Genomic DNA, 14064 nt, shown 5'->3' on the forward strand with positions numbered 1-14064 from the left:
GTTATAGAGCTCCTTTCACGGCTTCAAGCTGTGCTTTGGGTTGTGGTGCCGTGATTCTGGCATTTGCGGCAAGCTGGGCCTGGCGTGAGCCTGCTGGCGTTTTCGCTTTGTGATCAGCAATCATTTGCAGGAAACGGTCGAACAAATAGCTGCTGTCATGCGGTCCCGGCGCCGCCTCCGGATGGTACTGCACCGAAAATGCGGGGTAGCGGGTATGTTTGAGTCCTTCGACTGTCTTATCATTGTTGTTGATATGTGTAACCTCAAGCTCGGTATTGACAACTGAATCCTCGTTAACTGTGTAGCCATGGTTCTGCGAGGTAATGAAGCAGCGTCCGCTTTCCAGTTCCTTTACCGGGTGATTCCCGCCACGGTGGCCGAATTTAAGCTTCTCTGTGTCGGCGCCGCAAGCCAGGGCGAACAATTGGTGACCCAGGCAGATGCCGAAGATCGGGTATTCGCCGAGCAGCTCGGAGATCGTGTTGACGGCATACGGCACGTCTTTAGGGTCCCCAGGGCCGTTGGAGAGCTGAATGCCATCCGGGTTCAGGCGGCGGATCTCATCTGCAGTCACATCATGCGGCACCACTACAACATCACAGCCGCGGCTGTTCAGTTCGCGCAGGATACCGGTCTTCGCGCCGTAATCGACCAGCACGATCCGTTCTTTGTTCCCCGGGCTGCTGTACGTTTTGGTTGTAGATGTCCGGGCTACCTGATTGCGCAGCTCCTCAATGGTCGTGTCGCCCATCATTTCCATGAGCTCCTCCACACGTTTGTTGGAAGTGGTTAGAATGGCCTTCATCGTACCGTGGTGGCGGATAATGCGGGTCAGCATCCGCGTGTCGATCTCGCTGATTCCGGGAATGCCATATTCCTTCAGCAGGTCATCCACGCTGTATTCGGCGCGCCAGTTGCTTGGCACTTCCTCATGGCGGCGTACAACAAAGCCGTGTACAAAAGGACGCACAGATTCGAAATCATCACGGGTAATGCCGTAATTTCCGATCAGCGGATAAGTCATGGTGACGATTTGCCCGCAGTACGAAGGGTCCGACAGCACCTCCTGATATCCCGTAATTCCTGTGTTAAAAACAACCTCGCCCGTCTTTTCGCCTTCAGCGCCAAATGCGGTGCCTGTAAACAGCGTTCCGTCCTGTAGCAGCAATCTCGCCTGCATTCCCATCCACTCCTTCTTGTTTCTGTAGTCTGATTCTATGCCTTGCATCATTAGCGGAGTGTAACGCGCCAAAATGCCGCCGCATGTTCACCTTGCCCCATACAGCCGGCATCTTCGCTCCACCAGTTCATTAATTAGCTTTAGTCCAAACCGCTGTGCCGTCTACCCATGTCATAACCGGCCAGCCTTTAAGCTTCCATCCGGCAAAAGGAGTGTTGCGTCCTTTGCTGGCAAATGAAGCCGGATCTACTTCCTGCTCCTCCTTGAGGTCGATCAGCGTCAAATCGGCAGGGGCCCCAACCGTTAGATGGCCTGTATTCAGCCGGAACACCCGGGCCGGATCAGCGGTCATCCGCTGCACCAGCAGGGACAGATCCCATTTGCCGGTTGCCACAAAAGCGGTGTAGAGCAGCGGGAATGCTGTCTCAAATCCGACAATACCAAACGGTGCAAGCTGCATGCCTTTCGCTTTCTCTTCTTCACTATGCGGCGCATGATCGGTCACGATGATATCCAGCGTCCCGTCCAGCAGACCCTCGATGCAGGCTTCCACGTCGCGGCGCGAACGCAGCGGCGGGTTCATTTTCCAATTGGCATCCATGCCCGGAATGTCTTCCTCTGACAGCAGCAGATGATGCGGACATACCTCCGCGGTCACCTTGATGCCGATTTGTTTGGCCTGGCGGATCAGCCGCACCGATTGTTCTGTGCTGACGTGGCAGACATGATAGTGAACACCGGTTGCTTCAGCCAGCAGGATATCGCGTCCGACATGGATCGCTTCCGACTCGTTCGGGATGCCTTTAAGGCCATGCGCGGTTGCGAACTTGCCTTCGTTTACCGCACAGCCCTCAACCAGCGAATCGTCCTCGCAATGCGCGATTACAGGCATATCCAGCCCGGCAGCCAATTTCATAGCATCCTTCATCATCTGGGCAGTCTGTACGCCTACTCCGTCGTCCGTGAAACCAATGGCTCCAGCTTCCTTAAGTGCGGCAAAATCGGTCAGCTCGCGTCCCAGCTCATTTTTCGTGATCGCCGCATAAGGGAGCACCTTCACCAGTCCGGCTTCGCGCGCTTTGTCCTTCACAAACTGTACGATTTCCGGACTGTCCGTTACCGGGCGTGTATTCGGCATGCAGGCGATAGTAGTAAATCCGCCCTTGGCAGCCGAACGTGCTCCGGTTTCTACCGTTTCCTTATGCTCAAAGCCAGGCTCGCGGAGATGCACATGCATATCAATCAGTCCCGGGATCAGCAGTTTGCCTTCGGCTTCTATGATTTCAGCGGATTCGTCGAGCACATCCAGATTACTCTCAATTGCGGAAATTATGCCGTCCTGAACTACGATATGTCTAGTCTCTAACTCGCCTTCCTGGTTGAGCACGCTGGCGTTTCTTATGATCACGGTTATGATTCTCCTTTTACCTGCAGGCCGCAGCCGCAAGCTCTCTGATTATTATATAATAAAAATTCAACTTTGTGTATATTTATTAGTGTGTTTATGTCAGCTTTTTTTAACTTGAAGAGTTCTTATTGAAGGGCTCTCTCCATCACAGCCATCCGTACAGGCACGCCGTTGGACATCTGCGGAAAAATCCGCGACTGGCTGCTTTCGACCACTGCGTCATCAATCTCTACGTTGCGGTTCACCGGAGCCGGATGCATAATGATCGTGTTCTTATCGAGCCGGGCCGCCCGTTCTTCCGTCAATCCATACTGTTTCCGGTATTCCTCAGCAGACAGCAGTATGCCGGATGCATGGCGCTCAAGCTGAACCCGCAGCATCATGACCACATCAGCCTGAAGCGCTTCTTCCATACTCACATAAGGAGCGTAGGCAGCAAGTTCCGGCGCCTGCATATTCTCCGGTGCGCAGAACTGCACCTTGGCCCCCATTTTTGTCAATCCCCAGAGGTTCGAGCGTGCAACCCGGCTATGCATAATATCCCCGATAATCGAAACTTTGAGGCCCTTCAGCCCGCCAAAATTTTTGCTCATTGTATACAGGTCCAGCAGCGCTTGCGTCGGATGCTCGTTATTGCCGTCTCCGGCATTAATCAGCGGAATGGACACCTTCTCGGCCAGCTGCTGCAGCACGCCCGCAGGCTTCAAACGCACAACTCCGGCATCGATCCCCATTGATTCCAGTGTGCGTACTGTATCGTAGATCGACTCGCCTTTTTCTACACTGGAAGCCGCAGCCGTGAAATTCAGCACCTGAACGCCAAGGCGTTTCTCGGCCATTTCGAAGGAAAAGCGGGTGCGCGTGCTGTTCTCAAAAAACATGTTGGCAACAAAATGTGATCTCAGTACCGGGGTCAGCTTCTCGGCCTGATTGTCCCAGTACGCTGTTCTCTCCAATAACTCACGGATTTCCGAGCTGTCCAGCTCTTTAATCCCCAGCAGACTGCGTTCCTTCACCTTGGTTGCCGTCATCATTGTTATCGTTCCTCCCGGTTTGAAATAATGTAAACTTCATCCTTGCCGTCGAATTCGGTCAGCGCCACTTCGATCTGCTCATGCCTGGAGGTAGGTACGTTCTTGCCGATGTAATCCGGACGGATCGGAAGCTCCCGGTGTCCACGGTCAGCCAGTACAGCGAGTTGGATCATCCTTGGCCGTCCGCAATCCATCAGGGCATCCATCGCCGCGCGGATTGTGCGTCCGGTGTACAGCACATCGTCGAACAAAATCACTTTTTTGTCGTGGATGCCGCTGACTCCTTCCGGCAGGGTCAGGTAGCTCTTCACTACCGCCCGGTCCATCTCTTCGCGGTCATCGCGGTAATGTGTGATGTCCAGCTCGCCGTAAGGAATATCAACACCTTCAATTTCCTTGATACGTTCTGCGATCCGCTGGGCCAGGTAAATGCCGCGTGTCCGGATGCCTACCAGCAGACAATTCTCGATACCTTTGTTTTTCTCCAAAATCTCATGGGCAATGCGCGACAGCGCGCGGCGAATTGCCGTTTCATCCATAATGACATTTTTCTCAGTAACCATAATCCGTCATCCTCCTGCTTGTACGCCCGTTCAAGCTCCCGGAAATCAAAAAACTCCTTGCCCAAAGCAGGCAAGGAGTGAAATCCGCAGATTCAAAAAGATGGCGTGTCCGCGCGCATAAAAAGACCCTCCGTACTCATACGGATTCCTTCCTTAAGTCGCGAACCTCGATTCACGTTACCTTGCCAGCCTCACGGGACTGAATTAAAGGCGCATATTCATTTAACAGAATTATGACAGAAGTCATGGCTTGTGTCAAATGGGAGGCAGTGGAACTGAAAATATTAGATTGTATAGGTGAGAGGACGCAGGCTGCGGGAATGTTTGGACTTTCGGCCGCTGTTAGATTTGGATTTCTTGATTGATACCGCTGCTATATAGATTCAATTTAAGATTTACCCATTTTGGTCGAGGACGTAACTACGGTGAATGTTTGGACTTCCGGCCGCTGTTGTCACCAGATTTCTTGATTTTACCCGCTATATGCGGTGGAAATCCGGTGACAAAGGCGAACGCATTCGCTCCTACAGTTCCAAAATTCCCTCCGCAGCTTCCACCTAAACGTGAAATTTTTCAGTTTAAAAGAAAGAAGCAAAAAGAACGCCAGCTGCTGTAATAGCTGCAACTGTTCGTCTTTGATATGATGAAGACCGGAGGCGACTGATAATGGAACTGGAATTTATCACAGCTGCGCATTGGAATGATAGCTTATGGGAGTTAATTGAACCCATGTACCTGGAGGCTTTTCCAAGTGGAGCTAAACCGGCAGGAATACTACACAATATGCTGGACAGAGGAATAGCGTATTTGCATGCTGGCTTAGCTGATGGACATATTGTAGCAATGGCTGTAACCGGGATGGTTGGAGGGACGGCCGACAAGCGGCTTATCATTGACTATCTGGCAGTTGCCAAGAAGTCACGCGGAGAAGGCCTCGGCTCATTGTTTCTGGAAAAAATCATTCACTGGGCTGAACAAGTGCATAAGGCCGGTGGAATCATCATTGAAGTGGAAGCCGGAAATACAGCTGCGCATCTTGAGCGTATTCATTTCTGGGAACAGAACGGTTTCAAGCTGACACCGTATATCCATCAATATATTTGGGTGCCGGAGCCGTATCAGGCAATGCTGCGCCCGCTGAAGCAGGGGGTTGCTGCCGAAGATAACGGGGAGTCCTTATTCCGTTATATTAACAAATTTCACAGAAAATCTTACCGCCCGTCTTGAGCGTGCTGCACTAAGAAGCCGCCGCAGATTTCTCTGCGGCGGCTTCTTGTTGCCCGTTAGTTTAGAATTCAAATTCAACGTCGCTGAGGCGTCTTTGAATTTCGGAGATTACACGTTTCTCTTCCTCTTCACCTTTGGCGATAAAGGTCACGGAGAAACGTACGAATGGACCTGCATCATCCCAAGGCACGGTGGAGATCAGCTTCTCGCGGATCAGGAACTGCGAGAAATCTTCGCCGGATTCGAAACGGCGTCCGCCTTTGATACCCTTTGGTGCAGCTACATAAAGGAAGAAAGAACCTTTCGGTTTCTCTGCCTTGAAGCCCAGGCTGTTCAGCGCGTCCACCAGCATGTTGTGGCGGCGGGAATACTTGGCAGCAATCGCTTCAGTAATCTCAGGGTGTTCCAGACCGTAGGCGGCAGCCTTTTGAATCGCGATGAACTGGCCGGAGTCATTGTTGTCCTTCACATCGCTGAATGCTTTCACGACCAGCGGGTTGCCGGCAACGAAGCCGATTCTCCAGCCTGTCATGTTGTAAGACTTGGAGAGCGAGTGCAATTCTACGCCGACATCCTTTGCGCCGGGTACGGACAGGAAGCTCAGCGGCTTCACACCGTCATAAGTCAGCGCTGCATACGGAGCATCATGGATGACTACGACGTCATATTTTTTGGCCCAGTCTACAACGGCGCTGAAAAATTCAGGAGTTGCGCTGGCACCCGTAGGATTATTCGGATAGTTCAGGTAGAGCAGCTTCGCTTTGCGGGCGATATCTTCCGGAATGGAATTCAGATCAGGCAGAAAGTTGTTCTCTCTCTTGAGTTCCACCGTATAGACTTGTCCACCCAAATATTTGGTGTGGGTACCCAGTACCGGATAACCCGGAACCGTCATAATGGTGATGTCGCCCGGATTGATGAAGCAGGATGGCAGCATGGCTAATGCCGGCTTCGAACCGATGGAATGCACAACCTCGTTTACAGGGTCGATCCCCTCTACACGAAATACATCCTTCAGGTAAGCTGCAGCGGCAGCTTTGAATTCAGGAATTCCGTTGTCGGAATAGCCGCGGTTTTCTTCTTTGGCCGCTTCAATGGCAAGTCTTGCAACAATGCCTTCATCCGCCATCTCGTCAGGTTCGCCGACGCCCATATCAATCAATTCAATATTAGGAAAATCCTGTTTCGCCGATGCTTTGGCGCGTTTGATTTTCTCGAATTTGTAAATGGCTGTATCTTTGCCGTAGTTCGCACCGCCGATGCGGTCCGCAAAATTAGTCTGAATGAAAGTCTCTTGATACTGTTCGATACTCATAATTTTGTTCTCATCTCCTGGCTATTATTAAATATATCATTAAATATGAAGCAAAATCGTCTCCAAAACCATGGATTTATGATCACTTCATTTGTACTTATCTGCTGCGCAGCGTAAACAGCACTTCTTCCATATCTGCCGGAATCGGTCTGCTGAACTCCATATACTCACCCGTGGAAGGATGCTTAAAGCCCAGTACGGCGGCATGCAGAGCCTGTCCGTTCATCATAATCCCCTTGCTGCGCCCGTATACCGGATCACCGACCAGCGGATGCCCGATAAACTTCATATGCACGCGGATCTGATGCGTCCGTCCGGTCTCCAGCTGCAGTTCCAGCAGTGTGCAGTCGCCAAAGCGTTCCAGCACGGTAAAATGGGTCACGGAACGTTTGCTGTTTTTCTCGGTTACCGTGTACAGCTTGCGGTCATGCGGGTCACGGCCAATCGGGGCGTCTACGGTTCCCTGGCTATGGGCCAGGTTACCATGCACCACTGCGATGTAGCGGCGTGTTACACTGTGCTCTTTAAGCTGGGCAGCGAGTGAAGCATGACTGGCATCATTTTTAGCTGCCATAATCAGACCGGAAGTATCTTTATCAATGCGGTGAACAATCCCGGGACGAATCTCGCCATTGATGCCGGACAGATCTTTGCAATGAAACATCAGCGCATTGACCAGTGTACCGGACGGATGCCCTGCTGCCGGATGCACGACCATGCCGCGCGGCTTATTGATTACAATAACATCGCTGTCCTCGTAGACCACTTCAAGCGGGATATCCTCCGCAATCAGATCGGTAACTTCAGCCTCTGGAACCGTAACAGCGATAACATCGCCTTCATTCAGCTTATAGTTGGCCTTAACCGGAGAACCGTTAACCTTAACATGTCCGCTGCTGATCCACAGCTGTACCTGAGAGCGTGAAATTTCTTCTTCCCAGGCCTCCGTAATATATTTATCAACCCGCTCCCGGGCATTCTCTCCAGAAACAATCCACTCCGTGACGTCCCTTTCTTCTTCGAAGGCAATTGCACCTGCCTGCTCATTGACGTCCTTGTTCAAATCATTCATTCCCTTCTTTTACTTCCTTTGATTCCTTAACTTCGATGATTTCGTCCCCGCTCTTCATATCCAGCAGTGTATCGAGAATAATCAGTCCAACCCCAATCACGATGCAGGAGTCGGCAACATTAAAAATGGGGAAGGTGTAGCTTCCGAAGTTGAACATCAGGAAGTCGACAACCTCACCGTTAAGCATCCGGTCCAAAAAGTTGCCTATAGCTCCGCCCAGCACCAATGCCAGAGCGGTAGGAAGCAGCTTCCGCGAGGCTTTGGCCTTGTTCATATACCAGACAATTCCGACGACAACAACAACCGTAACTATAAAGAAAAACCATTGCTGTCCTTCAAGAATTCCGAAAGCGGCTCCACTATTGCGGTGGGAGGTAATAATGAAGAAGTCGTTTATGACCGGAATCTGCTCGCCGAGCTCCAGCCGGGTAGCAATCACATATTTGGTACCCTGGTCAATCAAAAACACAATTAGCGCAATCAGATAGTACACCACAGAAGTTGTCACTCCGTTCTTATTTTTCCCGCGTGATAGCGGTACAAATACTGAATAAAGACTTGTATATTGTAGCACAGGCCTCAAGAAGCCGTCTATTGCGGACCGTATAACCCTTTTAAGGCCGGGGGGACTATTTACCATCGCTAAAAAGACGCTTCTCCGGTCAAGCTATCAAAGAACGAACCGGCAGGAATGCCGGGAAGCGTACGTTATGACAAAAGCATCTGAAAGGAGCACTCGCCTATGAGCCATCTGACATCACAGCAGCTCTCGCAGCTGCGGGCAGCGCTGCTGCAGCAGCAGGAGGAAATCCGCCACAGGCTGCAAAATAACGAGCATTACGGTCTGCAGGAAGCCATGCGCGATACAACCGGGGAATTGTCCGAAATCGACAACCATCCCGGCGATGCCGCCACTGAGCTGTATAACCGCTCGATAGATATTTCCCTGCTGGAACGCGACGAGCATGAATTGGACGATATCGAAGCCGCTCTGCAGGCCATGGATGAAGGCACCTACGGGATTTGTATTGCCAGCGGCAATCCGATTCCATATGAGCGCCTCTCAGCCCTTCCATCCACCAGATACAGCAAGGAGCATGCCCCACGCCAGAACGCCCCGTTTACCCGGCCGGTCGAAGAAGAGCTGCTGTTCCCGCCTTTTGGACGCACCAGCCTTGACGAACGCGAAGAGCAAAACGGTTTTGACGGCGAAGATGCCTGGCAGATCGTCGAAAGCTGGGGCAGCTCCAACTCCCCGGCCATGGCCGAAGGCAATGATATCGGCTCTTACAACGATATGGAGATTGAGGCCGACGAAACCGAAGGCTTCGTGGAGCCGTGGGAGAACTTTGTGGCGACCGATATCGCCGGGAACCATTTAACCATCATTAAAGGAACCAGTTACCGTCATTACATGGACACCGAGGAAGGCAGCTACCTGCTGGATCCGTCCGCTAAAAAGGAAAGGGAGTAGCCATATGCTGCTCCTTTTTTAGGTACACATGCCAGATCAATGATTCTCTAATCCCTAAAAAGTCTTAAGCTCCAGCTGGTGCTGTACGATCCGCACAATATCTGCAATATAATCTCCGATAATCGGCAGGTTGAGTGCCCCCAGCATCTGCAGTACATAAATGATCGTCGCCGCAAAAAAAGTGAATCCGAGGGCAACCCCCACCCCGCGCGCTATTCCTGATATTATGTTCAGCCAGATCAGCCGCCAGGGCGAATGCAGCAGCTGTGTATATTCAGCAATCCGCGATTTCTCCATCTCCCGGGCCAGCCCCAATGTCAGCCGGTATACCGCGCTCAATTTCTCATCCGGGGAAAGGGCCTCTGCTCCCGCTTCAGCTTCCCGTTTGAAATCCGGAGCCTGATCCGGTCCGCTACCCTTGCCTGTTGCGGCGGAGATTTCTCTCTGCTGCCCGGAGGCTTTGCTTCCTTCTTCCCGACCCTCCAAAACACTCCTGCTCCTTCCCTAACGTCCACAAAATAAATGAGCCCGGTTCGGGGAGAGGCAATCTCTCCCCGAACACGGGGCTCGTCATTTTGCGCATAAATATAAGGTTCTCAGTAATGATCCTCATATTTCCGCAGAAACGGCTTTCTGATCAGCAGTGCATATACCGCCAATCTCGAAAGCCCCTGCCCGATGCTAAAGGCCTGGACGTTTCTTCTTATGCCGCTAGTATATGTCATTTGGAGACAAGCGATACGGGGATCAGCATTTAGCTTCTCTTTAGGCTCCGATATGGATTCCAATGGATCTGCCGCCGGCATCCACCGTTTCAAATGGATGCACTCCGTCAAACTCAACGGTAGTCACAAGCACATTTTCACGCAGTACATGTTCAAAAGCAGTCACAGCCGCTTTCAGTTCATCATCCAGCTGCAGCGTGAGCGCGATCCGTTTCTCGATCGCCAGATCCAGGCGTTTGCGGTAATCCTGAACTGAACGGATAATTTCACGGACCCAGCCTTCCTGCTCAAGTTCAGGAGTGATTTCCGTGTTCAGCGCTACCGTGAGACCGTAACCGGAAGCTGATGCAAAACCTGGTTTGGCCTGCTTCTCAACAAGCAGCTCCTCGGCAGTAATCTGCAGTTCTTCCCCTTCCGGCGACACGATGGCAATCACACCGTCCTGTACCGCTTTGCGGGTAGCGTCGCTGTTCATCCCTTTCAGGTAGCCTTGCAGGAAGCCTACACTCTTGCCGTATTTTTTACCGGATACCTTAAGGTTCAGCTTCAGCGTGAAATCAACAAACCCGCTGTCGCTGTTCTCCAGCACAATTTCTTTGACATTGATCTCATCCTTGATGATCTCTTCATAATCCGTTACATCAAAGCTGCGGTCCAGGGAAACGATCAGCTCGGACAGCGGCTGGCGTGTCTTGATGCCAGCCTCGTTGCGCACGTTGCGGGCAAGCTCGACAATGCCTCTGGCACTCTCCATATCCCGCTCCAGCTCAAGATCGATCAGACTCTCGTCGGCAGCCGGATAATCCGCCAAATGCACACTTTCCCCGCCGCCAAGGTTCATATAGATATCTTCCGACAGCATCGGTGTGAACGGTGCCATCAGCGTAGCCGTTGTGAGCAGCACATGTGTCAGCGTACGGTAGGCATCCAGCTTCTCTTCGTCAAGCCCGCTGCCCCAGAACCGGTCGCGTGAGCGGCGGATATACCAGTTGCTCAGTTCATCCACGAAGTTCTCAATTGCTTTGGACGAATTGACGAAGTCGTTGATGGCGAGGCCTTTTTCCACAACTAGAATCAGACTGTTCAAGCGGGAGAGAATCCAGCGGTCGAGCTTATGCCCCGATACTTTGAATGGATGCTCTGCAGGGTCGTACCCGTCAATGCCGGCATAGAGCGTCAGGAACGCATGCGTGTTGACGAGCGTATCCACAACCTTGGATTTGGTCTCACCAACCAGACCGCGGGAGAAACGTTTGTTATTCCACGGCGCACTGTCGGACAGAATCGCCCAGCGGAAGGCATCGGTGCCGTATTCGTTCATGATTTCCCAAGGGTCAATAACATTGCCTTTGGATTTGGACATTTTTTGGCCGTTCTCATCGAAGATGTGGCCGTGGGCAATAACTGCCTTGTAAGGCGCTTTGCCCTTGAACAACGTCGATACCGCAAGCAGGCTGTAGAACCAGCCGCGTGTCTGGTCAATTCCTTCACAGATCATATCTGCCGGATACTGGTCGGCGAATCTGTCTTCATTCTCGAACGGATAGTGGCTTTGGGCAAACGGCATCGAGCCGCTGTCAAACCATACGTCGATGACCTCAGAAGTACGCACCATCACGCCGCCTTCGCTGAACGGGCTGCGCAGCTTGATATTGTCTACATATGGCTTATGCAGCTCGATATCCTCAGCGACTTCGCCGATCGCCATCGAGCGGAGTTCTGCGATGCTGTGCGGCGCAAATTCTTTGCCGGTGTCCTGGCAAACCCAGACATTCAGCGGTGTGCCCCAGTAGCGGTTGCGGCTGATATTCCAGTCCACCAGTTCTTCCAGGAACTTGCCGAAGCGGCCTTCGCGCACATGGTCAGGATACCAGTCCACGTTGTTGTTGTTGGCGATCAGCTGATCTTTGATCGCTGTCGTTTTGATGAACCAGCTGTCTGTCGCATAATACAGCAGCGGAGTATCGCAGCGCCAGCAGAACGGATAGCTGTGCTCGTATTTCTCTTTATTGTACAGCAGTCCTTTTTCGGACAACGCCTTGATGATGTCTAAATCACAATCTTTCACAAACCGTCCGGCAAAATCACTTACCACGTCAATGTATTTACCGGAAGTATCCACCACATTAACAAAGCTGATGCCGTTGTCGCGGCAGCTCTTATAGTCATCCTCACCATGTGCCGGAGCCATATGCACGATCCCTGTACCGCTGGAATCCGTTACGAAGGATGCACTAACAATCACATTATGTTTCTCCGCCTCGATATAGCTAAACGGCGGGGTATAGCTTTGACCGATAAAGTCAGAGCCTTTATGCGTAGAAAGAACCGTATACTTCCCTTTCAGTACCTCTTCCACGAGGTTCTTGGCCAGCACGTATACGCCGTCTTCCTGCTGCGCACGGACATATTCCATCTCCGGGTTCATTGCCAGCGCCATATGCGCCGGAAGCGTCCAAGGGGTGGTCGTCCAGGCCAGCACATAGTCGCCGCTGCCATCCAGCTTGAACTTGGCCGTTGCACTGAGGTCCTTCACCGTCTTATAGCCCTGCGCCACTTCATGGGAGCTTAGCGTTGTCTGGCAGCTCGGGCAATACGGGCTGACGCGGTGTCCGCGGTACAGCAGACCTTTCTCATGCACCGTAGCCAGGATGTTCCACACGCTTTCGATGTACGTATTATCCAGCGTCACATACGGATTATCCAGATCGGTCCAGTAACCGATCGCTTCCGTGAACTCACGCCACTGCTTCTCGTAGCCAAATACGCTCTCTTTGCACTCTTTGATGAACTTTTCCACGCCATACTCTTCAATTTCCTGCTTGCCGGAGATTCCGAGTTTCTTCTGCACGCCGAGTTCAACCGGCAAGCCGTGAGTGTCCCAGCCCGCTTTACGCACAACGCGGTAGCCCTTCATCGTCTGGTAGCGGCCGATGAAATCCTTGATGACCCGGCCCAGCACATGCCCGATATGCGGTACGCCGTTAGCTGTCGGAGGTCCTTCATAGAACACATAGTTCGGACGGCCCTCGCGGTTCTCCATGGATCTGCGGAACGTATTCTCATCGCTCCATTTCTTCAGTATGCGGACATCTCTTGCCCGCGCTTTTTCTTTGACATCTACTTTTTGCATTGCTGGTCAATCCTTCCTTAGTTTAGTCTATAAAGCTGCTCGGGCCCGCTAAAGCCCTTGCCCTTGCTCTAGTCTTGGGCCCCCGGCCCGCGATCCCGTCAGGGCAGCGCTGGGTCGGGTTGCCCGCGGCGGGGCGTAGCCGACGCAAATGTCTTTGCCCTTTGCTCTTGCCTTTGCTCTTGCCTTTGATCTTGCCCTTGCCTTTGATTCTTGCCCTCGCCTTTGCTCTAGTCTTGGGCCCCCGGCCCGCGATCCCGTCAGGGCAGCGCTGGGTCGGGTTGCCCGCGGCGGGGCGTAGCCGACGCAAATGTCTTTGCTCTTGCTCTTGCTCCTGCTCTTGCCTTTGATCTCGCCCTCGTCTTTGTTCTAGTCTTGGGCCCCCGGCCCGCGATCCCGTCAGGGCAGCGCTGGGTCGGGTTGCCCGCGGCGGGGCGTAGCCGACGCAAATGTCTTTGCTCTTGCTCTTGCCCTTGCTCTTGCTCTTGCTCTTGAGCAGGAAAGGCCCCGCAGGCGTACCCGCCAGGGGAGCCTAAGAAGGGCCGCTCCCCCGTCGAACAAATCCCTACCCGTCCGCGGACGCCACTCTCTGCACAATGCCCTTGTTGCAGGTGTCCAGAGGGCGGCCAGCCCTTGGGGTCCCCCTTGGAAAGGGGGATTTAGGGGGATCGCACCCCGCAACAACAAAAACGAGCGCCATCCCACCCCCAAAGGGGCGAGACGACGCTCGCGATACCACCCTAATTCTGCGCTTCACGCACATCCTCAGGGGGAGTGTATTCAGCACAATCTCAGTTCCGCGCAGACAATCTAAACGCGCGGGTCCGGGATAACGTCCGGCAGACGGCTCAACTTACGCACGAATTAACGCTTCAGCTCAGCTTCTAGGGGAAGATCTTCCGGCAAGGTGTGAACAATCGGCTCGCAGCAAACACC

Annotated in this window: 11 protein-coding genes and 1 other annotated feature (1 of these 12 running past the window's edge); of the genes, 2 read left to right on the forward strand and 9 right to left on the reverse strand. The window is 52.7% G+C overall.

Annotation, left to right across the window (positions count from 1 at the left end; all coding sequences use genetic code 11):
• Position 1: 1 nt before the first annotated feature.
• From carA to pyrR, 4 genes are all read right to left on the reverse strand, one after another.
• A complete protein-coding gene (gene carA / locus NST07_RS26195) occupies positions 2-1180 on the reverse strand; it encodes a glutamine-hydrolyzing carbamoyl-phosphate synthase small subunit (protein WP_076109061.1) in 1179 nt (392 codons plus the stop codon).
• A gap of 130 nt (positions 1181-1310) precedes the next feature.
• On the reverse strand, positions 1311-2594 hold the full coding sequence (locus NST07_RS26200; protein ID WP_342481977.1) for a dihydroorotase: 1284 nt from the start codon (positions 2592-2594) through the stop codon (positions 1311-1313).
• Positions 2595-2713: 119 nt separating this feature from the next.
• Positions 2714-3622 (reverse strand): aspartate carbamoyltransferase catalytic subunit, encoded by a 909-nt coding sequence (locus tag NST07_RS26205; protein ID WP_341095401.1) that lies wholly within the window; start codon positions 3620-3622, stop codon positions 2714-2716.
• Between the two features lie 2 nt (positions 3623-3624).
• Positions 3625-4185, reverse strand: coding sequence for a bifunctional pyr operon transcriptional regulator/uracil phosphoribosyltransferase PyrR (gene pyrR / locus NST07_RS26210; RefSeq protein ID WP_341095403.1), 561 nt, complete (start codon positions 4183-4185; stop codon positions 3625-3627).
• Positions 4186-4851: 666 nt separating this feature from the next.
• Between pyrR and NST07_RS26215 the strand changes: the two genes are divergently transcribed.
• Positions 4852-5412, forward strand: coding sequence for a GNAT family N-acetyltransferase (locus NST07_RS26215; RefSeq protein ID WP_342480485.1), 561 nt, complete (start codon positions 4852-4854; stop codon positions 5410-5412).
• 61 nt (positions 5413-5473) lie between these two features.
• On the opposite strand, the gene NST07_RS26220 is transcribed toward NST07_RS26215, so the two are convergent.
• The 3 genes from NST07_RS26220 to lspA all read right to left on the reverse strand — a co-directional run bounded on the left by NST07_RS26220 (position 5474) and on the right by lspA (position 8295).
• Positions 5474-6727, reverse strand: coding sequence for an LL-diaminopimelate aminotransferase (locus NST07_RS26220; protein ID WP_341095406.1), 1254 nt, complete (start codon positions 6725-6727; stop codon positions 5474-5476).
• 97 nt (positions 6728-6824) lie between these two features.
• On the reverse strand, positions 6825-7799 hold the full coding sequence (locus NST07_RS26225) for an RluA family pseudouridine synthase (protein ID WP_341095408.1): 975 nt from the start codon (positions 7797-7799) through the stop codon (positions 6825-6827).
• Positions 7792-8295, reverse strand: coding sequence for a signal peptidase II (gene lspA / locus NST07_RS26230; RefSeq protein WP_076109056.1), 504 nt, complete (start codon positions 8293-8295; stop codon positions 7792-7794). Before lspA ends, NST07_RS26225 begins: the two co-directional genes overlap by 8 nt.
• 246 nt (positions 8296-8541) lie before the next feature.
• Here lspA and NST07_RS26235 point away from each other — a divergent pair, with 246 nt between their 5' ends.
• Positions 8542-9273: a TraR/DksA C4-type zinc finger protein gene (locus NST07_RS26235; protein WP_341095410.1), complete on the forward strand. Its 732-nt coding sequence runs from the start codon at positions 8542-8544 to the stop codon at positions 9271-9273.
• A 54-nt stretch (positions 9274-9327) separates the two neighbouring features.
• Here NST07_RS26235 and NST07_RS26240 read toward each other — a convergent pair whose 3' ends face one another.
• A complete protein-coding gene (locus tag NST07_RS26240) occupies positions 9328-9759 on the reverse strand; it encodes a DUF5665 domain-containing protein (protein ID WP_341095412.1) in 432 nt (143 codons plus the stop codon).
• 279 nt (positions 9760-10038) lie between these two features.
• Complete coding sequence (gene ileS, locus NST07_RS26245) at positions 10039-13131, reverse strand: isoleucine--tRNA ligase (protein ID WP_342480486.1); 3093 nt, start codon at positions 13129-13131, stop codon at positions 10039-10041.
• A 705-nt stretch (positions 13132-13836) separates the two neighbouring features.
• Positions 13837-14064: a binding site (T-box leader), on the reverse strand; it runs 51 nt beyond the window's last position.

Source organism: Paenibacillus sp. FSL L8-0340, from assembly GCF_038593145.1.
Classification (GTDB): domain Bacteria; phylum Bacillota; class Bacilli; order Paenibacillales; family Paenibacillaceae; genus Paenibacillus_AQ.